The organism is Pseudooceanicola marinus, from assembly GCF_002786295.1.
In the GTDB taxonomy this organism is placed as follows: Bacteria; Pseudomonadota; Alphaproteobacteria; order Rhodobacterales; family Rhodobacteraceae; genus Pseudooceanicola; species Pseudooceanicola marinus.
In genome coordinates this window covers 37,908-60,353 of the sequence record NZ_PGTC01000009.1, presented here as the reverse complement: position 1 = coordinate 60,353, position 22,446 = coordinate 37,908, and the positions used below count along the sequence as shown (strand labels likewise).

The 22,446-nt window shown below is 68.0% G+C and carries 20 protein-coding genes and 2 riboswitches; of the genes, 16 read left to right on the top strand and 4 right to left on the bottom strand.

Going from position 1 to position 22,446, the window contains the following annotated elements:
* Positions 1 to 12: 12 nt before the first annotated feature.
* The 11 genes from CVM50_RS01535 (at position 13) to CVM50_RS01485 (ending at position 11,478) form a co-directional block, all read left to right on the top strand.
* Positions 13 to 363, top strand: coding sequence for a hypothetical protein (locus CVM50_RS01535; protein WP_085886446.1), 351 nt, complete (start codon positions 13 to 15; stop codon positions 361 to 363).
* Positions 364 to 484: 121 nt separating this feature from the next.
* Positions 485 to 1,087 (top strand): copper chaperone PCu(A)C, encoded by a 603-nt coding sequence (locus tag CVM50_RS01530; RefSeq protein ID WP_198431832.1) that lies wholly within the window; start codon positions 485 to 487, stop codon positions 1,085 to 1,087.
* A gap of 68 nt (positions 1,088 to 1,155) precedes the next feature.
* Positions 1,156 to 1,749, top strand: coding sequence for an SCO family protein (locus CVM50_RS01525; protein ID WP_085886447.1), 594 nt, complete (start codon positions 1,156 to 1,158; stop codon positions 1,747 to 1,749).
* Positions 1,750 to 1,900: 151 nt separating this feature from the next.
* A riboswitch (cobalamin riboswitch) is annotated at positions 1,901 to 2,110 on the top strand.
* Positions 2,111 to 2,250: 140 nt separating this feature from the next.
* Entirely contained in the window at positions 2,251 to 4,098 is a 1,848-nt protein-coding gene (locus CVM50_RS01520; RefSeq protein WP_085886448.1) for a TonB-dependent receptor plug domain-containing protein, read from the top strand.
* On the top strand, positions 4,098 to 4,913 hold the full coding sequence (locus CVM50_RS01515) for an ABC transporter substrate-binding protein (protein ID WP_085886449.1): 816 nt from the start codon (positions 4,098 to 4,100) through the stop codon (positions 4,911 to 4,913). The genes CVM50_RS01520 and CVM50_RS01515 overlap by 1 nt, the downstream gene beginning before the upstream one ends.
* Positions 4,910 to 5,893: a FecCD family ABC transporter permease gene (locus CVM50_RS01510; protein WP_085886450.1), complete on the top strand. Its 984-nt coding sequence runs from the start codon at positions 4,910 to 4,912 to the stop codon at positions 5,891 to 5,893. Before CVM50_RS01515 ends, CVM50_RS01510 begins: the two co-directional genes overlap by 4 nt.
* Entirely contained in the window at positions 5,890 to 6,636 is a 747-nt protein-coding gene (locus CVM50_RS01505) for an ABC transporter ATP-binding protein (RefSeq protein ID WP_085886451.1), read from the top strand. Before CVM50_RS01510 ends, CVM50_RS01505 begins: the two co-directional genes overlap by 4 nt.
* Complete coding sequence (locus tag CVM50_RS01500; RefSeq protein ID WP_085886452.1) at positions 6,633 to 7,292, top strand: adenosylcobinamide amidohydrolase; 660 nt, start codon at positions 6,633 to 6,635, stop codon at positions 7,290 to 7,292. The genes CVM50_RS01505 and CVM50_RS01500 overlap by 4 nt, the downstream gene beginning before the upstream one ends.
* 1,023 nt (positions 7,293 to 8,315) lie before the next feature.
* Complete coding sequence (locus CVM50_RS01495; protein WP_085886651.1) at positions 8,316 to 9,314, top strand: taurine ABC transporter substrate-binding protein; 999 nt, start codon at positions 8,316 to 8,318, stop codon at positions 9,312 to 9,314.
* 92 nt (positions 9,315 to 9,406) lie between these two features.
* Positions 9,407 to 10,216: an ABC transporter ATP-binding protein gene (locus tag CVM50_RS01490; RefSeq protein ID WP_085886453.1), complete on the top strand. Its 810-nt coding sequence runs from the start codon at positions 9,407 to 9,409 to the stop codon at positions 10,214 to 10,216.
* A complete protein-coding gene (locus CVM50_RS01485) occupies positions 10,213 to 11,478 on the top strand; it encodes an ABC transporter permease subunit (RefSeq protein WP_085886454.1) in 1,266 nt (421 codons plus the stop codon). Before CVM50_RS01490 ends, CVM50_RS01485 begins: the two co-directional genes overlap by 4 nt.
* 73 nt (positions 11,479 to 11,551) lie before the next feature.
* Here the strand turns inward: CVM50_RS01485 and CVM50_RS01480 are convergent, their stop codons facing one another.
* Entirely contained in the window at positions 11,552 to 12,928 is a 1,377-nt protein-coding gene (locus CVM50_RS01480) for an NAD-dependent succinate-semialdehyde dehydrogenase (RefSeq protein WP_085886455.1), read from the bottom strand.
* 404 nt (positions 12,929 to 13,332) lie between these two features.
* Positions 13,333 to 13,521: riboswitch (cobalamin riboswitch) on the top strand.
* A gap of 99 nt (positions 13,522 to 13,620) precedes the next feature.
* Between CVM50_RS01480 and nrdH the strand changes: the two genes are divergently transcribed.
* The 4 genes from nrdH (at position 13,621) to nrdF (ending at position 17,590) form a co-directional block, all read left to right on the top strand.
* Complete coding sequence (gene nrdH, locus CVM50_RS01475; protein WP_085886652.1) at positions 13,621 to 13,842, top strand: glutaredoxin-like protein NrdH; 222 nt, start codon at positions 13,621 to 13,623, stop codon at positions 13,840 to 13,842.
* 33 nt (positions 13,843 to 13,875) lie between these two features.
* Positions 13,876 to 14,292 (top strand): class Ib ribonucleoside-diphosphate reductase assembly flavoprotein NrdI, encoded by a 417-nt coding sequence (gene nrdI, locus CVM50_RS01470; RefSeq protein ID WP_085886456.1) that lies wholly within the window; start codon positions 13,876 to 13,878, stop codon positions 14,290 to 14,292.
* On the top strand, positions 14,274 to 16,406 hold the full coding sequence (nrdE, locus tag CVM50_RS01465) for a class 1b ribonucleoside-diphosphate reductase subunit alpha (protein ID WP_085886457.1): 2,133 nt from the start codon (positions 14,274 to 14,276) through the stop codon (positions 16,404 to 16,406). Before nrdI ends, nrdE begins: the two co-directional genes overlap by 19 nt.
* A gap of 209 nt (positions 16,407 to 16,615) precedes the next feature.
* Positions 16,616 to 17,590: a class 1b ribonucleoside-diphosphate reductase subunit beta gene (nrdF, locus tag CVM50_RS01460; RefSeq protein WP_085886458.1), complete on the top strand. Its 975-nt coding sequence runs from the start codon at positions 16,616 to 16,618 to the stop codon at positions 17,588 to 17,590.
* 70 nt (positions 17,591 to 17,660) lie between these two features.
* Here the strand turns inward: nrdF and CVM50_RS01455 are convergent, their stop codons facing one another.
* Positions 17,661 to 19,040, bottom strand: a complete 1,380-nt coding sequence (locus CVM50_RS01455; protein WP_085886459.1) for an SLC13 family permease — start codon at positions 19,038 to 19,040, stop codon at positions 17,661 to 17,663.
* 58 nt (positions 19,041 to 19,098) lie between these two features.
* Here CVM50_RS01455 and CVM50_RS01450 point away from each other — a divergent pair, with 58 nt between their 5' ends.
* Entirely contained in the window at positions 19,099 to 19,983 is an 885-nt protein-coding gene (locus tag CVM50_RS01450) for an AraC family transcriptional regulator (RefSeq protein ID WP_198431831.1), read from the top strand.
* On the opposite strand, the gene CVM50_RS01445 is transcribed toward CVM50_RS01450, so the two are convergent.
* Together CVM50_RS01445 and CVM50_RS01440 are read right to left on the bottom strand one after the other, a co-directional pair.
* Complete coding sequence (locus tag CVM50_RS01445) at positions 19,935 to 21,839, bottom strand: FUSC family protein (protein ID WP_157792115.1); 1,905 nt, start codon at positions 21,837 to 21,839, stop codon at positions 19,935 to 19,937. The genes CVM50_RS01450 and CVM50_RS01445 overlap by 49 nt on opposite strands.
* Positions 21,840 to 21,849: 10 nt before the next feature.
* A complete protein-coding gene (locus CVM50_RS01440) occupies positions 21,850 to 22,374 on the bottom strand; it encodes a MarR family winged helix-turn-helix transcriptional regulator (RefSeq protein WP_085886461.1) in 525 nt (174 codons plus the stop codon).
* Between the last annotated feature and the right edge of the window lie 72 nt (positions 22,375 to 22,446).

Sequence of the window (22,446 nt, the reverse complement as noted above, 5' to 3'; positions counted from 1 at the left end):
TAGGAACAGGGCATGAGACCCGCGATCGGACGCATTTTCCTGGCGCTGTGGCTCACGCTGTTGCTGGCGTGGGGGTCTGTGCTGTCCGCCGCCCACATGACGCCCACGGCCGATGATATCGCCCGCGAACGCAGCGTGCTGGTGCTGGAGGCGGGATATGACTCCCTCTGCGCCGAAGAGGGTGGCGCGGGCCATCATTGCCCCTTCTGCCACGCCCTGCCGAAAGCCGCAGCGCCGCAGGCCCCCGAGGCCCCGGCGCGGCTGATCTTCGCCCTGTCGCGGGCCCCCTCGGCCCATCTGATCCCCGGCGCCCGCCCCGACCAGCGCCACGCGCCCCGCGCCCCTCCGGCCCCGATCCTCTGAGCGGACTGCCCCGACCGGGCGCCGCATCCCTGATCGAAAGAGACATGGCACCGCCCGCGCGGTGCCTCGGAGGAGACGCGCAGGACGGCCGAGAGCCGCCGCGCGAGACCGGAGACAACAGATGAAGACTCTCACCCTTTCCGCCCGCACCCTGACTGCCGCCGCCCTGGCTCTGGCCGTGACCGCCGGCAGCGCCGCCGCCACCGTCGCCCTGCCCGGTGCCACGGCGCCCGTCACCGGCTTCAGCCAGCGCGCCGCGCCCGGCGATGCCTGCGCCCTGCCGATCTCGGACATGGTGGCCAGCCATGACCACGTCATGGCCGGGCCGCTGAAACTCTCGGGCGGCTTTTCCCGCGCGACCCTGCCCAATGCCCCCGTCGGCGGCGGCTTCCTGACCATCACCAACACCGGCGACAGCGACGACCGCCTGATCGGCGCCGAAAGCCCGCTGGCCGGTCACATGGAAGTCCACGAGATGGCCATGGAGGGCGACGTGATGCGGATGCGCGAACTGGCCGACGGGCTGGTCATCCCCGCCGGCGAGACCGTGGAGCTGAAGCCCGGTGGCTACCACCTGATGCTGATGGAGCTGCAGGCGCCCCTGGTCGAGGGGGAGACCGCCACCATCACGCTGATCTTCGAGAACGCCGGCCGCGTCGAGGTCCCGCTGGCGATCGGCGCGCCCAATGCACGCGGTCCCGCCGGCCACGGCATGTCGCACTGACCCCTCCCGCCATGCGCCGCCGCGCCCTGCGCGTGGCGGCCGGGCCGACAGACAGAAAGGAACCCGCCATGACCTCCAAGAAAGCGGCCATCATCGGCCTCTGGGTGATCGCCGGCGTCGCCGTGATCCTCTTCGCCGCCTTCCGCATCCTGCAGCCGATGCTGAACCGCACCCTGGCCGATGAGCTGGGCCGGGGCGACTACGTGCTGACCACCACCACCGGGGAGACCTTCACCGAGGACAGCCTGCGCGGCGCGCCGACGGCGGTCTTCTTCGGCTTCACCCATTGCCCCGAGGTCTGCCCGACCACCCTGGGCGACATCGCCACCTGGCAGGAGGAACTGGCGACGACCGACCAGTCGATCCGCAGCTATTTCGTCACCGTCGACCCGGAGCGGGACCAGGTGGACCAGCTGCGCGACTACGTGTCCTGGGTGCCGGGGGTCGAAGGCGTGTCGGGCGACCCGGAGGAGATCGAGAAGGCGATCAAGGCCTTCCGCATCTACGCCCGCAAGGTCGACCTGGAGGATGGCGACTACACCATGGACCATTCCGCCTCGGTCCTGCTCTTCGATGACCGTGGCCGCTTCTTCGAGCCGATCGGCTACCAGGAGGACTACGACCGCGCGGTGGCCAAGATCCGGCGGTTGCTGGACAGCTGATCCGACGTCAGCGGGACACGACAGTTGCAAGGGGGCGTCCACCGGGCGCCCCTTTTTGCTTTGGTCTCGGCGCGGACTTCCCCCTGTGGCGTGAAAGCCCCTCTCCCGGCGGCTGACACATTGCGCCCCTTGCTGAAACCGGGCCCCTGCACTAGCAAGATCCTGCTTCGGTCCGGCCCTTCCGGGGGCCGGTGAATAGGGAATGCGGTGCGGAGGATCCCCTCCCAGACCGCGACTGCCCCCGCAACTGTAGGCGGAGAGCGACACCGGACCATGTCACTGCGGCGCACCCGTGCCGTGGGAAGACCCGGTGAAGCCGTGACCCGCGAGTCAGGAGACCTGCCGAGGCCGATCACCCTGTCCGGGCGCGGGGCGCGCACGAGGCAACGGACCTTTCCGTCGTGGTGGCATGCAAGCAACCGCCGCGGCAGGGTCTTTCCCTTCCAAGGCTTCTCCACAGGCTCAGCCCGGGATCACGTCCCGGGTCCGAAGGGACAGCAGATGACACGAACCCAGGCCGCGCTTTCGCGCACGACCGCCCTCACCTCCGCCGCCCTACTGGTGGCCGTCGCCACCCCCGGCCAGGCGCAGGAGGCCTTCGACCTCGACGCGATCACCGTCACCGCCAATGCCGAGGCCACCGCGGTCGAGCGCTCCGGCTCCACCGTCGAGGTGGTCGAGGAAGAAGAGATCCGCGCCGCCGGCGAGGTCCGCCTGTCGGAGTTCCTGAACCGCCTGCCGGGCGTTTCGGTCTCCAACAACGGCCCGGCTGGTACTACATCCACCCTGCGTATCCGCGGCGCGGGCGGCGCCTACATCGGCGTCTTCGTCGACGGCATCAACGTCAGCGACACCGCCAGCACCCAGATGGCCTTCAACTGGGCCAACATGATGACCTCGGACATCTGCCGGGTCGAAGTGCTGAAGGGCGCGCAATCCGCGCTCTACGGATCCGAAGCGGTGGCCGGTGTCATCAACATCACCACCAACCGCGCGACCGAACCGGGGCTGAGCAACCGCTACGCCGTCGAGCTGGGCAGCTACGACACCGTAAAGCTGGGCTTCAACTCCAGCTACGTGACCGACAACGGCAGCGTCTCCGCCTCGCTGACCCACATCCGCACCGACGGCTTCTCTTCCGCGGATGAGAACCTGGGCAACACCGAGGCCGACGGGTTCGAGGCGACCCGCCTGTCCTTTGCCGGCGAATATGATGTCAGCGAAACGATGACCATCGGCGGCGCGGGCTTCTACCAGACGAGCGAGGGCGAATACGACACCAGCGCGGGGGATGCCGACAACACCAGCGACACCGAGGAATACGGGCTGCGCGCCTTCGCCCGCTTCGAGACCGGCGCGGTCGAGAACGAGGTCGCCCTGCAATATTACGCCATCGACCGCCGCTACCAGGAAGGCAGCGCCTCGCGCTACCTGGGGGAACGCTATGGCCTGTCCTACAGCGGTTCGGTCCAGCTCGCCCCGACCTTCGACCTGTCCTTCGGCGGTGACTACACCCGCGAAGAGTTCAAGAGCGACGCCTTCGGCACCGCAAATGACGGCACCTACAAGACCGCCGGCGTCTTCGTCGAAGGCGCCTGGGCCCCGTCCGAGGCGCTGGACGTCGTGCTGACCCTGCGCCAGGACGACCATTCCGAGTTCGGCGGCGCCACGACCGGTCGCGTCTCCGTCGCCTATCGGCCGCTGGACGACCTGATCCTGCGCGCCGCTGTCGGCACCGGCTTCCGCGCGCCTTCGCTCTATGAACTCTACTCCAACTTCGGCAACCCGAACCTCGATCCAGAGACCTCGGTCAGCTACGAGATGGGCGTCGAGAAACGCTTCGGCCCTGACGCCTTCCTGCGCGCTACGCTGTTCCGGATGGAAATCACCGACCTGATCGATTTCGCCGGCAGCGGCTACAACCAGGTGCCGGGCACCAGCACCATGCAGGGGCTGGAACTGTCGGGCGGCGTCCCCCTGAGCGAGACGCTGCATCTTTCGGCCGCCTATACCTACACCGACACCGAGGATGCCGACGGCGACCGCCTGGTGCGCGTGCCCGAGCATGAGTTCAACGTCAGCCTGGACGCCGAGCTGACCGAGGCGCTGAACGGCAGCCTGACCCTGCGCCAGGTCTACGACACGCTGGACAATGTCCCCTGGCCCGGCTCCGGCATCGTCGCGCTGGAGGATTACACGCTGGTCGACCTCAGCCTAGGCTATCGCCTGAACGACAGCGCGGAGGCCTACATGCGAATCGAGAACGTGCTGGATGAGGAATACCAGACCGTCTACGGCTACGGCACCTCGGACCGCGCCGTCTACTTCGGCCTGCGCGGGCGCTTCTGATGCTGCGACGCGCCGCACTTGCGCTGGCCCTCTGCGCGGCGGGCCTGCCCGTCGCGGCGGAGGAGGGGCCGCGGCGCGTCGTGTCGATCAACCTGTGCACCGATCAGATCGCCATGCAGCTGGCCGCCCCCGGCCAGTTGCACTCCGTCTCCTGGATCGCGCGCGATCCGCGCAGTTCCGCCATGGCGCAAGAGGCGCAGGCCTATCCCGCCAACCATGGCCGCGCCGAGGAGATCTGGCTGATGAAGCCGGACCTGGTGCTGGCTGGCTCCTTCACCTCCCGCGCCGCGGTCGAGATGCTGAAACGGCTGGGCACCCCCGTGGTGGAGGTCGCCCCGGCCTACAGCCTGGACGATATCCCCGACCGCATCCGCAGCATCGGTACCGCCCTGGGGCGTGAGGCGCAGGCGGAGGAGATGATCGCCACCTTCGAGGGGCGCCTGGCCACCCTGCGCGCCCAGGTCGATGACCGCCCCTCGGCCGCCATCTACTATGCCAACGGCTATACCACCGGCGACCGGACCCTGGCCGGGGAGATCCTGATCACCGCCGGCTTCGACAATATCGCCGGCGACACCATGGGCGGCCACCTGCCGCTGGAAACGCTCGCCATGGCCGATCCCGACGCCATCATCACCGGCACGCCCTACCCCGGCGCCTCGCGCTCGGAGGAAATCCTGGAGCATCCGGTGGTCGAGGCGATCCGCGACCGCGCGGCCTCGCGCGCCGTCAGTGACAGTGACTGGATCTGCGGCACCCCCTATGTTCTGAAGGCGATCGACGATCTCGCCGCCTTCCGGAAAGGACTGGAATGACCCGTCTCTTCGCGGTCCTCGCGACCCTGGTGATCCTGCTGGCGCTGGCCGCGCTGATGGTGGGGCCCGCCGATGCCGGCCTCGCCGCCTCGCTGCGTGCCCTGCTGGGCGAAGGCGGTCCGCTGGTGCTGGTCATGCAGGAGATCCGCCTGCCCCGGATGATGCTGGGCCTGATGATCGGCGCCTCGCTGGGCCTGTCGGGCGCCGCGCTGCAGGGCTATCTGCGCAACCCGCTGGCTGAACCGGGGCTGATCGGCATCTCCTCCTCAGCTGCCCTGGGCGCGGTGATCGCCATCCAGACCGGGCTGGCCGCGGCCTTTGCCCTGGCGCTGCCGCTGATGGCGCTGGCCTTCGCGCTGCTGGCGGTGGTGATCCTGCTGGCGCTGTCGGGCACGCGGCGGGGCGACACGCTGACCCTGATCCTGGCGGGGATCGCCATCTCGGCCACCTCGGGCGCGCTGACGCAACTGGTGCTGAACCTCTCGCCCAACCCCTTCGCCACTTCGGAAATCGTTTTCTGGCTGATGGGGTCGCTGGCCGACCGCTCGATGACCCACGTGGCCCTGGCCGCGCCCTTCATGGGCCTCGGCTTCCTGCTGATGGCGGGCCTTGGCCGGTCGCTGGACGCGCTGACCCTGGGGGAGGACGCCGCCGAATCCATGGGCGTGAACCTGACCAGGCTGCGCCTGCGGGTGGTGATCGGCACCGCCTGCGTGGTGGGCGCGGGCACCGCCGTGGCGGGCGCCATCGGCTTCATCGGGCTGGTGGTGCCGCACCTGCTGCGCCCCTTCACCGGGCACCGGCCCGGCCCGCTGCTCTGGGCCTCGGCGCTTGGCGGCGCCGCCATGCTGCTGGCCGCCGACGTGGCGGTGCGCGTCACCCTGCCCGACCGCGACCTGAAACTGGGCGTGCTGACCGCGCTGGTCGGGGCGCCGTTCTTCCTGCACCTGATCTGGCGCAACCGGAGGGCCCGCGCATGACCCTTCTGAGCGTCGACAACCTGTCGGTGTCCCTGCGCGGACGCGAGATCTTCCGCGATGTCAGCTTCGACATTGCCCCCGGGGAATTCGTCGGCCTGATCGGCCCCAATGGCGCCGGCAAGACCACGCTGATGCGCGCCGCCCTGGGCCTGATCGGCGCTGCGGGACAAAGCTCCCTTGCCGCGCTTTCGGCCTCCGACCGCGCCCGCCAGGCCGCCTGGATGCCGCAGGCGCGCGAAATCGCCTGGCCGGTGACGGTGGAGGCACTGGTGGCCCTGGGCCGTCTGCCCCATGGCGGCGGCCGGCCTGCCGATCACGCTGCCATCGTGGCCGCGATCGAGCGCATGGCCCTGGCCGAGTTGCAACAGCGCACCGCCACGCGGCTGTCGGGCGGCGAACAGGCCCGCGCCCTGATCGCCCGCGCCCTGGCGCAGGAAACGCCGCTGCTGATGGCGGATGAACCGACCGCCGGCCTCGATCCCGCGCACCAGATCTCGACGATGGAGGTCTTCGCCGATCTGGCCGCCGCCGGTCAGGGGGTGCTGCTGTCGCTGCATGATCTGGGCCTCGCCGCGCGCCACTGCACCCGCCTGCTGCTCCTGGCCGAGGGGCGCCTGCTGGCCGATGGCCCACCCGAGGCGGTTCTGACGCCCGACCTGCTGGCCCGCGCCTTCCACATCACCGCCCATCACGCGCAGACGCCCGACGGCCCGGTCTTCCAACCGCTGAGCGTGATCCGATGAGCCTGACCCTCTCCCCGCCCTGGCTGTGTTTCGACCTGGGCGCGCCGCATCGCGTCCTCAGCTGGGCGCCCTACCGCCCCGGTTTCGTCCGCGCCGAGCAGATCCTGTGGCGCGAGGTGCGCAATGCCGACCTGCCCGAGGATCTGGATGCCCACGCCTGGCTGTCCGGCGAGGTGGCCGGGCTGAAGGGGCCCGAGGCCGTCTGCTTCCTGACCTCGCGCGACATCCGCGCCCATCATCACCGGCGCATCCGGGTCAGCAGCGCGGAGGCCGAGGTGGTGGCCACCGTGGGCCTGTCGAACGCCGAACGGGTGGGCACCCGGCTGGACCGCAGCGGCACCGACTGGGGTACGATCAACGTGGCCGTCCGGCTGGGCGGCGCCTTTTCCGACATTGCCCTGCTGGAGGCCATGTCCATCGCCACCCAGGCCCGCACCGCCGCCGTGATGGATCACGGCGCGCAGCTGCCCACCGGAATTGCCACGGGCACCGGCACCGACTGCGTGGCGGTGGCCGCCCGGGCCGGTGAGAACGCCTATGCCGGGCTGCATACGGAAATCGGCGAGGCCGTGGGCCGCGCCACCTATGACGCCGTGCTGGCGGGCGCCACGGAATGGCAGACCTACTGGCAGGCGCATGGGCGCGGCTTCTTCTGAGCCGCCGCGCCGGCGCCAGCCACAGCTTCTCCCGCTCCTATTTCGGATCGTAGAAGGGCCGCAGGCTGACCTCTGCCGCCTATGGCCAAGCCCAGATGATGGCCATAGGCGCCCGAGGTCAGATGCGATACCGCCTACCCGTCCCGCAACAGCGGCTCGGCATGGTAGAGCAGCGGCTCCGGCGCGGGCAGCTTCAGCTGCACCAGCCGCATTGCCCCCCGCCGTGGTAGGTTCCAGACACAGGGCCTCCACGGTGTCGGGACCTTCGCGCAGGATCACCGCCTCGATGGCATCGGCGGTGGTCAGGCCAAAGTCCTGCGCGTCCGGATACTGGCGGCGGTAGGTCAGGAAATGGGGACCTCGACGACGCCGGGGTTGAAGGGGCCGTAGTCGCGCACCCGGTCCGCAGGCCTCCAGGGCGGTGACCGAGGAACCGTGGTCGTCCCGGGACAGTCCCCGCATCTTCTCGATCAGTTTTTCGGCAGAACGTGCCCCCGGGACCGATCCGATGGTCTGGGCGAAGACGTTCATCTCGACCAAAGCCTCCTCCACCGCCACGGCAATCGAGAGCCGCCTGTAGCCCAGGTTCCCCATCCAGACCCCGTCCGACTCCGCGTCCAGAAACGCCGCCCCGTCAGCATCCCGGACGCGCGTCCCGCGCCCCTGCATCAGAAGGCCCGGGTCTCTTGTTTCAAAGGGTTTGTGCTGGGTCAGGTGATGCCAGACACGGGCCCGGTCGGCGCACAAGGCATGCCTCAAGCGGGTCCGGGGCTGGCCGAGGGTCATGGCGGTTTCCTTTTGCCGGGAGGGGAGACTTCTGCGGCGCGGCGGGGCCGGTGCCCAAAGGAAATGCACCGAAAACCACCGCCCGTCAGAGCCAGATGCGCGGTTGCAATGACGTCAGCTGAGGTCGAAGATTATCGGCGGGAGGCACGTTCGGAACGCTCTCCCCGATTGACCGGCCGACCGCCCGCAACGGGCCCAGACAAGGCCGGAGATCGCTGCAACATGGAGATGGACCAGATGAAACGAACCAAACTTCTGTCGGGGGCCGCGGTCCTTGGCGCGCTGATGTCGGCCAACGCGGCCTTCGCGCAGGAAGAGATCACCGTGGGCTACTTCCTCGAATGGCCGATGCCCTTCGAGTATGCCAAGGCCACCGGCATGTACGACGAGGCGCTCGGTATGACCGTCAACTGGGTGTCCTTCGACGCCGGCACCGCCATGTCGGCCGCCATGGCCTCGGGTGACGTGCAGATCTCGGTCAGCCAGGGCGTGCCGCCCTTCGTCGTCGCCGCCTCCGCCGGGCAGAATCTGGTCGCCGCAGACGTGGCCGTCTCCTACGCCGAGAACGACAACTGCGTCGTGGCCGAGATGCTGGAGATCGACAAGGACAGCGCGATGGAGCTGGAGGGCAAGAAGGTCGGCGTGCCGATCGGCACCGCGGCGCACTACGGCTTCCTCAAGCAGATGGACCACTTCGGCGTCGACATCACCACGATGGACATCGTCGACATGGCCCCCGCCGATGGTGCGGCGGCCTTCGCGCAAGGCTCGCTGGACATGGTCTGTGGCTGGGGCGGTGCCCTGCGCCGCATGAAGGAACACGGCAACGTCCTGCTGACCGGCGCCGAGAAGGAGGAGCTGGGCATCCTGGTCTTCGACGTAACCTCGACCACCGCCGATTTCGCCGCCGAATCCGGTGACGTGCTGACCAAGTTCCTGGCCGTCACCGCCGAAGCCAACGCCATGTGGGCCTCGGGCGAGCATACCGACGAGATGCTGCCCGTGATCGCCAAGGACGCCGGCATGGACGAGGAGGCCACCGCCGAGACGCTGGCCACCTTCGAGTTCCCCACCGTGGAAGACCAGCTGACCGAGAAATGGCTGGGCGGCGGCATTCAGGAGTTCATGCTGGGCGTGGCCCAGGTGTTCAAGGATGCCGGTTCCATCCCCAGCTCGCTGGACAGTTACGAGGACAATGTCGACACCAGCTTCCTCGAAGCCGCCAGCGAGATGTAGGCGGCGGTCCCGCAGGACCGGACCGGGGGCGCCAGAGCCGCGTCCCCGGCTTTCAGATAATCATAACAAACGCATAGGGGACGGCGCCGGCCATGGGAGATGGGCTACACATAGAAAAGCTGTCGATGCGGTTCGACCTGCCGAACGGGTCCAGCGTGCAGGCGCTGAAGAACGTATCGCTTGATGTCAAGGCGGGGGAGATGGTGACGGTGCTGGGCCCGTCGGGCTGCGGGAAGACCACCCTGCTGAACATCTGCGCAGGCTTTCTGGCGCAGACCGAGGGCAAGGTGCGGATGAACGGCCACGAGGTCGCCGGCCCCGGCGCGGAACGCGGCATGGTGTTCCAGAAGGGCGCCCTGTTCGAATGGATGTCGGTGCGCAAGAACGTCGAGTTCGGCCCCCGGATGAAGGGTATGCCCAAGGCGGAACGCGACGCCATCACCGATCATCTGCTGGAAATCGTCGGCCTGCAGGATTTCAAGGAAAAGGCCGTCTACGAGCTGTCGGGCGGGATGCAGCAGCGCGTTGCCCTGGCCCGCTGCCTGGCCAACGAGCCGGACGTGATCCTGATGGATGAACCGCTGGGCGCGCTGGATGCGCTGACCCGCGAGAAGATGCAGGGGCTGGTGCTGAAGCTGTGGAAGGAAACCGGCAAGACCGTGATCCTGATCACCCACTCGGTCGAGGAGGCGCTTCTGCTGGGCGAGCGGCTGATCGTCATGGCCCCGCGCCCCGGGCGCATCCACAAGGAATACCGCCTGCCCTTCGCCGAACGCGGCGTGAATGCCGACCTGCGGCAGGTGAAGAAAAGCGAGGGCTTTGCCGAGACGCGGGACGAGATCCTGTCGATGATCTGGGAGATGGAAGAGGAAATCATGGGCCGGTCGGAGAGCGCGGCATGACCGGTTGGATCGTTCTTCTGGCCTATATCGCGCTGTTCACCGCCGGGTATTTCCTCGTGCGCCTGGCCAGGTGGCTGGGCCGCCCGAACCGGGACTTCACCTCGCTGAAGACCGTCACTTTCGGCGACGAAAGCGCGATCCGGCCCGACCGGGCGGCGTCCTTCCTGTCGGTGCTGGTGGTCTTCCTGATCTGGGGCGCCTTCACCGGCTCGAACTGGGCGCCCTTCCACGTGCCCGGCCCCTTCGTGGGCGACGCGCAATTCACCTACACCGCCGAAAACGCCGCCGGTGACACCGATGACGGCACCGTCACCGTGCGGGTCCATCCGGTGGGCGAGGATGCCGAGGACCCGCAGGTCGATCCCGGCACGGGCTTCGCGCTCAACGATGTGGACACCGTGGGCGCCTGGCGCTCCACCCTGATCCGTCCCACCTCGAACGACGAGGGCGAGGACCTGACCGTGACGGCCGTGGACGGCCAGTCGATCGCGCCGGGCGAGACGGTGAAGGTGGCCGACGGCGAGGTGACGATGACGCCCAAGGGCTCGCTGAACTTCCAGCCCGCCAAGGGGCTGCAGATGGAGCCGATCTGGATGCCCCCGCCCGAGGACGTGCTGCATCGCTTCATCGAGATCGCAACCGAGGGCTACCAGAACTTCACCCTCTGGCAGCACCTGGGATCGTCGTTGATGCGGGTGCTGGCGGGCTTCTTCCTCGGCTCCCTTGTCGGGATCCCCCTGGGCTATGCCATGGGGCTGTCGGGCTGGTTCCGCGGCTGGTTCGACCCGATCGTCGAATTCATGCGCCCGGTGCCGCCCCTGGCGCTGATCCCGCTGGTCATCATCTGGTTCGGCATCTGGGAGACGGGCAAGATCGTCCTGCTGTTCCTGGCCGCGCTCTGGGTCATGACCATCGCGGCGCGCGCCGGCGTGTCGGGCGTCGCCATCTCGAAGGTGCACGCGGCCTATTCGCTGGGCGCCTCGAAGCGGCAGGTGCTGATGCACGTGATCCTGCCCAACTCCCTGCCGGAGATATTCACCGGCGCGCGGGTTGCCATGGGCGTCTGCTGGGGCACCGTGGTCGCCGCCGAGCTGGTGGCGGCGCAGAAGGGCGCGGGCATGATGATCATTGCCGCGTCGAAATTCCAGCTGACCGACATCGTTCTGATGGGGATCATCCTGATCGGCATCATCGGCTATGGCATCGACATCGCCATGCGCTTCGCCGAGCGGGTGCTGGTGCCCTGGAAGGGCAAGGTCTGACGCAGGGCGCGCAGGCAGACAACAAAAGGGCCCGGTCAACGCCGGGCCCTTTTCCGTTCAGGTCACGCGCGGCTCAGGCCGCGAGGTAGACCGACTTGATGTTCACGAACTCCTTCATGCCAAAGCCGCCGTGTTCGCGGCCATAGCCCGAGTCCTTCACGCCGCCGAAGGGCATGTTGGGGATGGCGACGTTGAACCCGTTGACCGAGATCATGCCGGTGTCGAAATGCTTCGTCGCCAGTTCGCGCGCCCGCTTTTCGTCCTTGGAGAACAGGCCGCCGCCGAGGCCATAGCGGCTGTCGTTGGCGATGCGCATGGCGTCATCCTCATCCTTGGCCTTGATGATCGAGGCGACGGGGCCGAACAGCTCATCGTCATAGGCGGGCTGACCGGGGGCCACGTCGACCAGCACAGTCGCGGGATACCACGCGCCCTTGCCTTCGGGGATCTCGCCGCCCACCAGGGCGCGGGCGCCTTTCTTGACGCTTTCCTGCACCTGCTCGTGCAGCTCATCACGCAGCTCGACGCGGGACATCGGGCCCAGCTTGGTGGTCTCGTCGGTGGGATCACCGGTCTGGATCGCCTTCACCTTCTCGACGTAGCGCTCGACGAAGGTGTCGTAGTTCTTCTCGGTCACCACGAACCGCTTGGCGTTCACGCAGGTCTGGCCGTTGTTGTAGATACGGCCCGCAACGCAGGCCTCCACGGCAACGTCCAGATCGGCATCGTCCAGCACCACGTAGGCGTCGTTGGACCCCAATTCCAGCACCGTTTTCTTCAGCTGCTCGCCTGCCTTGGCCGCGATCACCCGACCGCCCTTGTCGCTGCCGGTCATGGTCACGCCGCGCACCAGCTTGTGGGCGATGATCTCATCCGAGGTGTCGTGGTCGATCACCAGCACCGTAAACAGGTTCTTCGGCAGGCCCGCGCGCTCCATCACGTCGCGCAGCATCAGGCCGCTGCCGGTGCAGTTGGCGGCATGTTTCAGCAGAACGCCGTTGCCGGCCATCAGGTTGGCGACGGCATAGCGAACGGCCTGGTAGCAGGGGAAGTTCCAGGGCTGGATGCCGTAGATCACGCCGACGGGGGCATAGCTGACCACGCCGGTCCCACCGGGGATCTTGCGCTCCTCATCCGCCAGTTCGGACGGGCCGTTCTCGGCGGTGAAATCGCAGATCGACGCGCAGAGGTCGATCTCATCCCGGCTGTCGCCGATCAGCTTGCCGACCTCGCGGGTCATCAGCTGGGCGAACTCCTCCTTGCTCTTGCGCAGCTCCTCACCGATGGCGCGGATCACCTTGGCGCGCTCCTCGGGGGCCTTCAGCCGCCAGGCATCGAAGGCCTCATGGCAGGCCTCGACGGCCTCGAAGGCCTGGGTGCGGTCCATCAGCTCGTAGGAGCTGATCGGGCTTTCATCGACAGGGTTCACGGTCTGGATCTGGTTGGACATGGGCTCGTCCTTTCTCCAAGGGGTGTTTCCCGATCAACGCCCCCTGCCGCGCCCCGGTTCCGGCGCGGCGACCTGACGCCGGGGCACCGGCGCCTCACCGCGCACCGGCGGCATGATCGTCCCCGGGCGCCTTTGCCGGGCCTTTCCACCGGGCCTTCGCACTGACCTGAGAGACTCTGCACACGCCGGGCCGGCCCGTGCCCGGTCAGCATCCACAGCCGCGTGACGAAGAGCAGACCCGCCCACTTCTAGGCGCCAAATGACTGCCGAAAAAAAACTCAGTGGCCGCAGGCCGGCGAAGCCCCTGAAAAACGGGCGCTTCCGCCGGGCACCATCCCCTGTCGTATCTCCCGAAGGGCGGATTTGCGGAAACCATATATTGACAGTTTTTGCCGAAACGCACACAAGATCGGGTAGCTATTCGGTTGTCCGGCCCTGTCGGACATGAAGAGGGAACCCGGTGCAAATCCGGGGCTGCCCCCGCAACTGTAAGCGGACAGCACGGCCGGACGCGCCACTGGGGAACACCCCCGGGAAGGTCGGCCAAGCGTCCATCCGCGAGCCAGGAGACCTGCCGATAGCGACTTTGGATGAGCCGAACGGAGGGTTCGGAAAACGTCTTTGCGGCGCAGGCCAACGGTCCGCGTGGCCCGGCGTCTTCTGCCCTTCGCGACAAGAGATTGAGGATGCAGATGACCGTCACCGTCTACTCGAAGCCCGCCTGCGTGCAATGCACCGCCACCACCCGCGCCCTGGAGGCCAAGGGCATCGACTATGCTCTGGTCGACCTGACCGAGGACGCCGAGGCGATGACCCGCGTGACCGAACTGGGCTACCGCCAGGCGCCCGTCGTCATCGCTGGTGACGACCACTGGTCCGGCTTCCGCCCCGATCTGATCGGCCGTCTGGTCTGATCGCCACCCGCTGACATCCAGGAGGGGCGGATCATGCCCGGTCTCGTCTATTTCAGCTCTGCTTCCGGCAACACGGCGCGTTTCATCAGCCAGCTCGGCCTGGCCGCCGCCCGCATCCCCGTGTCGCCCAAGGAGGCGCTGCCAGAGCTGCCGGACGACTACGTGCTGATCTGCCCCACCTATGCCGATGGCGAAGGCCGGGGGGCGGTGCCGAAACAGGTGATCCGCTTCCTCAACGCGCCGGAACACCGCGCCCGCCTGCGCGGTGTCATCGCCACCGGCAACCGCAATTTCGGCCGTTTCTACGGGATGGCCGGCGACGTGATCGCGGCGAAATGCGCCGTGCCGCTGATGTACAAGTTCGAACTGGCCGGGACCACGGCCGACCTGGCCCGGGTACGTGAGGGGCTGAGCAAGTTCTGGGGGACCGAATGCTTGATGACCGCGTGAGCGAAACGCTCGACTACCATGCGCTGAACGCGATGCTGAACCTCTACGACGCAGAGGGCAACATCCGCTTCGACGCCGACCGCAAGGCCGCGCGGCAGTACTTCCTGCAGCACGTCAACCAGAACACCGTCTTCTTCCACTCGCTGGACGAGAAGCTGGGCTACCTGGTCGATGAAGGCTATTACGAGCGTGAAGTGCTGGAGGCCTACCCGGCCGAGTTCCTGGCGAAGATCTGGGACGCGGCCTACAAGAAGAAGTTCCGCTTCCCCACCTTCCTCGGCGCCTTCAAGTACTACACCAGCTACACGCTGAAGACCCGCGACGGGAAACGCTACCTCGAACGCTACGAGGACCGCGTGGTGATGTGCGCCCTGGCGCTGGCGCGCGGCGACGAGGCGCTGGCCATGTCCTTCATGGACGAGATCCTGTCGGGCCGCTTCCAGCCTGCCACGCCCACCTTCCTCAACGCCGGCAAGAAGAGCCGGGGTGAGCTGATCTCCTGCTTCCTGCTGCGGCTGGAAGACAACATGGAAAGCATCGGCCGCGGCATCAACTCGGCCCTTCAACTGTCGAAACGCGGCGGCGGCGTGGCCCTGATGCTGACCAACATCCGCGAGCATGGTGCGCCGATCAAAGGGATCGAGAACCAGTCCTCGGGCGTCATCCCGATCATGAAGCTGCTGGAGGACTCCTTCTCCTACGCCAACCAGCTGGGCGCCCGTCAGGGGGCCGGTGCCGTCTACCTGAACGCGCACCACCCCGACATCCTGCGGTTCCTCGACACCAAGCGGGAGAACGCGGACGAGAAGATCCGCATCAAGACGCTGTCCCTGGGCGTGGTGATCCCCGACATCACCTTCGAACTGGCGAAGCGCAACGAGCCGATGTACCTCTTCTCGCCCCATGACGTCGAAAAGGTCTACGGCGTCCCCTACTCGGAAATCTCGGTCACCGAGAAATACGAGGAGATGGTCGAGGACAAGCGCATCCGCAAGAAGAAGATCAACGCCCGCGACTTCTTCCAGACGCTTGCGGAGATCCAGTTCGAGAGCGGCTATCCCTACATCATGTTCGAGGACACGGTGAACAAGGCGAACCCGATCGAGGGGCGCATCACCATGTCGAACCTCTGCTCGGAAATCCTGCAGGTGGCCGAGGCCTCGACCTTCCGCGAGGACCTGGGCTACGAGCACCTGGGCACCGACATCTCCTGCAACCTCGGCTCGCTGAACATCGCCAAGACGATGGACGGCGGCGACCTGGGCCGCAGCGTCGGCACGGCGATCCGGGCGCTGACGGCGGTGTCGGAAATGTCCGCCATCGACAGCGTCCCCTCGATCCGCCGCGGCAATGACGAAAGCCACGCCATCGGCCTGGGCCAGATGAACCTGCACGGCTTCCTGGCGCGTGAACACATCCACTACGGCAGCCCGGAAGGGATCGAGTTCACCTCGGCCTATTTCGCCGCCGTCGCCTATCACGCCATCCGCGCCTCCAACGCGCTGGCCCGCGAGAAGGGCGAAAGCTTTAAGGGCTTCGCGCAGTCCGATTACGCTGACGGCTCGTTCTTCGAGAAATACGTCACCCGCGACTGGCTGCCCGAAAGCGAAACCGTGCGGGAGCTGTTCAAACGCTTCGGCCATGAGTTGCCCACCCGGGCCGACTGGGTCGAGCTGCGCGACGCGGTGATGAAGGACGGGCTCTACAACCGGAACCTGCAGGCGGTGCCGCCGACGGGCTCGATTTCCTACATCAACAACTCGACCTCCTCGATCCATCCGATCGTGTCCAAGATCGAGATCCGCAAGGAAGGCAAGATCGGCCGCGTCTATTACCCGGCCGCCTTCATGAACAACGAGAACCTGGAGTATTATCGCGACGCCTACGAGATCGGCCCGGAAAAGCTGATCGACACCTATGCGGCCGCGACCGAACACGTGGATCAGGGCCTGTCGCTGACGCTGTTCTTCCCCGCCGAGGCCACGACGCGCGACATCAACAAGGCCCAGATCTACGCCTGGAAAAAGGGCATCAAGACGATCTACTACGTCCGCCTGCGCCAGGCCGCGCTGGAAGGCACCGAGGTCGAGGGCTGCGTGAGCTGCACGCTTTAAGCCGCGGGGCTCTGCCCCGCACCCCGGAGTATTTATGGCCAACGTATAACCAGGGGCGCCACGCTCTTTCCCCATACTTGGGCTGAAAATACTTCGGGGGAGTCTCCGGCACGGAGACGGGGGCAGCGCCCCCTCCCCAACCCGGCGCCAGGCGCCGGCCTTAGAATTTTCCGAGCGGCCCCGCCGCCACCGCCGAGAGGATGGGCGAGATGAAAGACGACGCACAGCGCATCGCGATTCCGCGCGCGATCAACTGGAACCGGTTGCAGGACGACAAGGACCTGGAGGTCTGGAACCGCCTGACGGTGAACTTCTGGCTGCCCGAGAAGGTGCCGCTGTCCAACGACGTGCAGTCCTGGGCCACGCTGACCCCCGAGGAACAGACGCTGACGATCCGCGTCTTCACCGGGCTGACCCTGCTGGACACGATCCAGAACGCCGTCGGCGCGCCGGCGATGATGGGCGACGCGATCACTCCCCACGAGGAGGCCGTGCTGTCCAACGTGGCCTTCATGGAAGCCGTGCATGCGCGCAGCTATTCCTCGATCTTCTCCACGCTGTGTTCCACCAAGGAGGTCGACGAGGCCTTCCGCTGGTCCGAGGAAAACCCGCACCTGCAGGCCAAGGCCCGCGCCGTGCTGGAGACCTACGCCCCCGGCGCCGACCCGCTGAAGCGCAAGATCGCCTCCGTCTTCCTGGAAAGCTTCCTCTTCTACTCGGGATTCTACCTGCCGATGTATTGGTCCAGCCGCGCCAAGCTGACCAATACCGCCGACCTGATCCGCCTGATCATCCGCGACGAGGCGGTGCACGGATATTACATCGGCTACAAGTTCCAGCGCGGGATGGAGACCCAGACCGAGGCCCGCCGGCAGGAGCTGAAGGACTATGCCTTCAACCTGCTGTTCGAGCTCTATGACATCGAGAGCCGCTACACCGAAGAGCTCTACGATGACATCGGCCTGACCGAAGAGGTGAAGGTTTTCCTGCACTACAACGCCAACAAGGCGCTGCAGAACCTGGGCTTCGAGGCGCTGTTCCCGCCCGAGGCGGCGGAGGTGAACCCGGCGATCCTGGCGGCGCTGAGCCCCGACAGCGAGAACCACGACTTCTTCTCCGGCTCCGGCTCCTCCTACGTCATCGGCCGCGCCGTGGCGACCGAGGACGAGGACTGGGATTTCTGATCCCAGCCGCCAGACAGACAGCAAGAAGGGGCCCGCGCGGCCCCTTTTTCATGCGCCAGAACCAGCGGGATCAGAACATCCCCATCACCTGCCACCACAGGTAGTTCAGCGGGATCAGCGCCACCACCGTGACCAGCGTCAGTGCCAGGGTCATGCGCAGCAGGTGCGACAGGCTTTCCCCCGCCAGCCCCATGGCCACGATCAGCGGCCCCGCCTGGTAGGGGAAGATCACCGTGGAGAATCCCACCACCTGGGTCATCACCACCGCGTCCAGCGTCAGGCCCGTCGCCTCCGACAGTTCGCCCGCCAGGGAGGTCAGCACCGCCGGCACGCCGGGGATCGTGGTGAAGACGCCGGTGATCATCGAAAGCCCCGACAGCGACAGGTAGTTCAGGAAGTCCTGCCCTTCGGCCAGCGGCAGCAGGCGCACGGCGGCATGGGCGATCACCTCGCCCAGCCCGCTGTCCTTCACCACCGCGCCCAGACCGAGGGCGCCCGAGACGAAGAGCAGCGTTGCGAAGTCGCTGGAGCGGCGGAAGTCCGGCGGCGCGAGGAAACCGACCCGCGGCAGCAGCAGCACGATCGAGGCCGCCATGCCGATCCAGGCCGGGCTGATGCCGTGCAGCGTGTCGGTCATCCAGAAGCCCAGCGTCGCCAGCAGCACCGCCATCAGCCAGAGCTGACGCGCGGTGCTCTCCTCGGGCTTGGTCTCGTCGGAGGCCTCTCCCAGGTCGGCCACCTGCGCGGGGTAGAGCCGCGCCACCAGCCAGGTGATGACCAGTCCTTTCAGCAGCCCCAGCACAGGGTAATGCAGCGACAGCCACTCCGCATAGCCCAGGCGCAGCCCGTAGATCCGTTCGACAGACCCCGCCAGCACCACGTTGGGAATGTTCGACGGCAGCACCCCGTAGCCCGCCATGTGAGAGCCGAAGGCGATGATCAGCGCGATGCCGATCCGCCCGTTCGATCCCTTGTCGAAGCCCAGCCGTTCGGCCAGCGCCATGCCCACAGGCATCAGCACCACCGCGCGGCCCAGCGACGAGGGCATGAGGAAGCCCAGCACCATCGCCAGCCCCATCAACCCCAGCAAAAGCGCGCCGTAGCTGCGGCTGAGGTGCGGGCCGATGGCGAAGGCCAGCCGGTGGCCAAGACCCGAACTGCGGATCGCCTCGCCGATGACGAAGCCCGACACGATCAGCCACATGGCCTGCGAGGTGAAACCGGAGAAGGCCGCCTCTGGCGGAGCCAGCTCCAGGATGACTACGCCGGTCAGGAAGGTCAGGCTGGCCAGGTAGCCTGGCACCACCCCCGTGCCCCAGAGAGACAGGGTGAACAGCACCAGGCCCAGGGTGCGGGCCTGTACCGCCGGCAGGCCCATCGGGTTGGCCAGCGCCAGGGTCAGGGCGAGGAGGGCGATCAGCGCCACCAGGGCATTCTTGAACAGCGTCATCGGGGTGGCACCTCGTGTCGGGATCGGCAGCCCCCCGGTTCTAGACCCGTCTGGATAGATGATCTATCAATACATCATGTCCAAGGATGTAGAGTTTCGGCCACTCTTGCGCAGTGACAGCCCCGGGGCGCTGGTGGATCCGGCGCGCCCTGTCACCGCCCATGGCCGGCCGATCGAGGCCGGGCGCCGCGTGATGCCCCATGCCCACCCCCGCGCCCAGCTGATCATGATCCTGTCGGGCGTCATGCGGCTGGAGGCGGGCAGCGACACCTGGATCGTCCCCTCGGGCCATTGCGCCTGGGTGCCCGGCGGGCTGGAGCATGCGCTGAGCAGTGAGACCGACATGGAAACCTGCAATGCCTTCATCGACCCGGCCCATGCCGGGGTCGCGCGGGCTGAAACGGCCTGCCGCGTCCTGCGCCTGACGCCCCTGCTGCGCGAGATGGCGGCGCGGCTGTCGGAGGCCGGGCGCAACGGCTCCGCCGCGCCGGAATGGCAACGGCTGGGCCTGGCGCTGATCGACGAGATCGCCCGGCTGGAGGTCAGTGATCTGGGCCTGCCGGGCGGCCGCGATCCACGGCTGGTCCGGCTGACCCGGCACCTGAACCGTACCCCTGCGGAACCGCGCGGCCTGGGCGAGCTGGCCCGGGCGGTGGCCGGCAGCAGCGAACGCAGCCTGGCGCGGCTCTTCCGCGAGGAGACCGGGCTGAGCTACCGGCAATGGCGCACGCGACAGCGGATGCTGGTGGCCATGCAGGCGCTGGACCAGGGGCAGAGCAGCGCCGAGGTTGCGACAACGCTGGGTTATGGCTCGGCCTCGGCCTTCATCGCCGCCTTCCGCCGGACCCTGGGCACACCACCGCAACAGGCGCGGCGCCGGATGACCCGCGCAGGTCAGGCGGCGCGTCGGTCCGGCCCGCCATCGGGGGGCGGCAGCGCCTGAAGCGCCCGCGCCGTGCGGGCCATCAGCGCGCCGGTTTCACCGCCCAGACGGCGGGCCAGCCGGTCATAGGCCCCGGCCACCCGCTCGCGCCGCTGGACCAGCGCCCGGCTGCGCGCCAGCGCCAGCGAGACCGCGCGGCGGGTGCCGGGGTCCAGCCCCTCGTCCGCCATCATGCGGTGGCATCGGGTAACGGCCCGACCCAGTTCCATCAGCGCCTCGGCGCTGGCCAGCGCCTCCGCCCGCAGGGAGGCGGAATGCTGGGTCAGGCGCAGCAGCCGCAGCAGGCGGTGGTACATCCGCGCCCGCCAGTGCAGCGGCCGGGCGACGGCGCCAGGGGCGGCGGCGATGGCCGCGATATCCTCCAGCATGGCGCGGATCAGGGCGGCGCTGCGCCGGCGGGCGGAGGCCGGGAAGATCCAGCTATAGGCGCCGAAGGCCGCCAGCGGCGCCGCCACCACCGCCGCGCCAGAGGCCAGCGAGGCGCCGAAGCTGCCCGTCAGCGGCAGCCCGGGGTGCAGCAGCAGCAACATCACCATGTTGTAGTCGAAGGCCACCGCGACCGTGCGCCGGTGCCCCACCAGAAGCGGGCCCAGCAGGATGAAAGGCAACACCATCAGCACCTGCTGCAGCTCTGTCCCGGCCAAGGGCCAGACAAGCCAGCGGATCACCAGTGCCCCGGCCACCCCCAGGCATTGGCCCAGGAAGACGAAGCGCATCATCCCCGCCGGGTTCTCGAAGGTGGAGAAAAGCGAGGTCATCACCGACAGACCCAGCAGCATGTAGCCAAGGGCGGCCCAGCCCGTCAGCATCCACAACAGGCCGAAGACCAGCAGCGTGCCGCCCGCGCGCAGGCCCGCCTGGGTCGCGCCGGGGCGGTCGCGATGCGGGATCACCGGGTAGCCGGCGGCGGCATCGCCATCGGGTGTTGCGGCATCGGGCGCCCTGGCCCAGCCGGTCAGGGCGGCCTGAAGCGCGGTGAGGTTGGCATGGGCCTCCGCCTCGGGCGGCAGGGCCTGCAGCCCCGGGGTCAGGGCCTTTGCCGCCCGGCCCGCATCGCCATGGCGCAGGGCCTCCGCCGCCTTCGCCAAGGCAGCCGCCGTTGCCGGGCGCGGCACGGCCGGCCCGGTAAACAGCAGCGACATCGCCGACAGCAGCAGCGAGCGCGCCGCGCGGATCCGGGCCCGAGCGCGGGGATGACCCGCGCCGTGAGGCTCCAGCGCGTCATCCAGAGCCGCGATCCGCGCCAGCAGCGCCGCATCGGCCTCACTCGCGCCATGGGCCGCGCGCCGTCCCTGGGCCACATGTTCCAGCAGGTCGGCCAGCAGTTCAGCTATGGTGGCGCGCAGGTCGGCGCCGTTGGCCGCCGGCGTCCACAGCAGGCCGACGAGGGAGGCGGTGAGCACCCCGGTCAGCACAGTGGCCAGGCGGTCGGCGCCAAGCGCCAGCACCTGGTCGGGGTGCCCGGTGTCCAGAAGCGCCACCATGGCGGCGGTGTAGCCAGCCAGCACCGTGGCATAGGCCACGAAACCGCGTTGCAAGTTGCCGATGGCCGTGCAGGCGCCCACCCAGGCCGCCAGGCCGGCCACCAGGATCGCCGGATGGACCTGCATCCCCAGCACCAGAAGAATGCCCACGGCGGTGCCGCTGATCGTGCCCAGCAGGCGAAACAGGCTCTTCTCCAGCAGTTGGCCGCGCAGGGGCTGGGCGGCGGCCCAGACGGTCATGCCGGCCCATTGCGGATGTTCCAGCCCCAGCCCCCAGGCCAGCAGGAAGGCGATGCAGACCGCCACGGCGGTCCGGGCGGAGAACAGCGTACGGGGGGCGTCGAAGCCCAGGCGGGTCAGGAGGTCATGCATGGGGCGGCGGTCAGTCGGTTGCGGAGGAGGCGGAGCCGGGCGCGGCGAGAACGGCTGAGAGGCGGGTCTCGATCCGCTCCATGTCGCCACACATCCGCTCCAGCGCGGCATCGTCGAGATCAGCCAGAAGGACCTCCTCCAGCTCGCCCACCCGGGCGCGGATGCGGGCGACCTCGGCCCGGCCTGCGGTGGTCAGCAACAGGCGGCGGGCGCGGCGGTCCCGGGGATCGGGCGCGCGTTCCACCAGTCCGCGCCCTTCGAGGATGTCGATCAGCCGCACCAGGGTGGAGGCGTCCAGCCCCACGCGGCGGGCCAGGTCGACCTGGCTGATGCCGTCGCCGCTTTCTGCAAGGTGGATCAGCGGCGTCCAGGTGGCATCGGTCAGCCCGGCCTCGGCCAATTTCTGTTCGACGGCGCGCCGCCAGGCGCGGGCCAGGGTGACGAAGCGAAAGCCGAAGCGATCCCGCACGGAGCGGGGATCGGGCCGGGGCGGGTCGGGGCGGGGCGCGTCAGGAGACGAGGGTTCTGTGCTCATGCCGCACTCTTTGCGCCACAAATGATTTGAAGTGCAAATCATTTGTGGCGCATATGACCCTTGCCCCGGGCG

Coding starts and splice junctions, on each gene's coding strand:
- CVM50_RS01515 (WP_085886449.1), top strand. CDS start 4,098: ATGCTGCGACGCGCCGCACTTGCGCTGGCCCTCTGCGCGGCGGGCCTG.
- CVM50_RS01500 (WP_085886452.1), top strand. CDS start 6,633: ATGAGCCTGACCCTCTCCCCGCCCTGGCTGTGTTTCGACCTGGGCGCG.
- CVM50_RS01535 (WP_085886446.1), top strand. CDS start 13: ATGAGACCCGCGATCGGACGCATTTTCCTGGCGCTGTGGCTCACGCTG.
- CVM50_RS01495 (WP_085886651.1), top strand. CDS start 8,316: ATGAAACGAACCAAACTTCTGTCGGGGGCCGCGGTCCTTGGCGCGCTG.
- nrdI (WP_085886456.1), top strand. CDS start 13,876: ATGCCCGGTCTCGTCTATTTCAGCTCTGCTTCCGGCAACACGGCGCGT.
- CVM50_RS01455 (WP_085886459.1), bottom strand. CDS start 19,040: ATGACGCTGTTCAAGAATGCCCTGGTGGCGCTGATCGCCCTCCTCGCC.
- CVM50_RS01525 (WP_085886447.1), top strand. CDS start 1,156: ATGACCTCCAAGAAAGCGGCCATCATCGGCCTCTGGGTGATCGCCGGC.
- CVM50_RS01530 (WP_198431832.1), top strand. CDS start 485: ATGAAGACTCTCACCCTTTCCGCCCGCACCCTGACTGCCGCCGCCCTG.
- nrdH (WP_085886652.1), top strand. CDS start 13,621: ATGACCGTCACCGTCTACTCGAAGCCCGCCTGCGTGCAATGCACCGCC.
- CVM50_RS01485 (WP_085886454.1), top strand. CDS start 10,213: ATGACCGGTTGGATCGTTCTTCTGGCCTATATCGCGCTGTTCACCGCC.
- nrdE (WP_085886457.1), top strand. CDS start 14,274: ATGCTTGATGACCGCGTGAGCGAAACGCTCGACTACCATGCGCTGAAC.
- CVM50_RS01510 (WP_085886450.1), top strand. CDS start 4,910: ATGACCCGTCTCTTCGCGGTCCTCGCGACCCTGGTGATCCTGCTGGCG.
- CVM50_RS01505 (WP_085886451.1), top strand. CDS start 5,890: ATGACCCTTCTGAGCGTCGACAACCTGTCGGTGTCCCTGCGCGGACGC.
- CVM50_RS01440 (WP_085886461.1), bottom strand. CDS start 22,374: ATGAGCACAGAACCCTCGTCTCCTGACGCGCCCCGCCCCGACCCGCCC.
- CVM50_RS01520 (WP_085886448.1), top strand. CDS start 2,251: ATGACACGAACCCAGGCCGCGCTTTCGCGCACGACCGCCCTCACCTCC.
- CVM50_RS01450 (WP_198431831.1), top strand. CDS start 19,099: ATGATCTATCAATACATCATGTCCAAGGATGTAGAGTTTCGGCCACTC.
- nrdF (WP_085886458.1), top strand. CDS start 16,616: ATGAAAGACGACGCACAGCGCATCGCGATTCCGCGCGCGATCAACTGG.
- CVM50_RS01490 (WP_085886453.1), top strand. CDS start 9,407: ATGGGAGATGGGCTACACATAGAAAAGCTGTCGATGCGGTTCGACCTG.
- CVM50_RS01445 (WP_157792115.1), bottom strand. CDS start 21,839: ATGCATGACCTCCTGACCCGCCTGGGCTTCGACGCCCCCCGTACGCTG.
- CVM50_RS01480 (WP_085886455.1), bottom strand. CDS start 12,928: ATGTCCAACCAGATCCAGACCGTGAACCCTGTCGATGAAAGCCCGATC.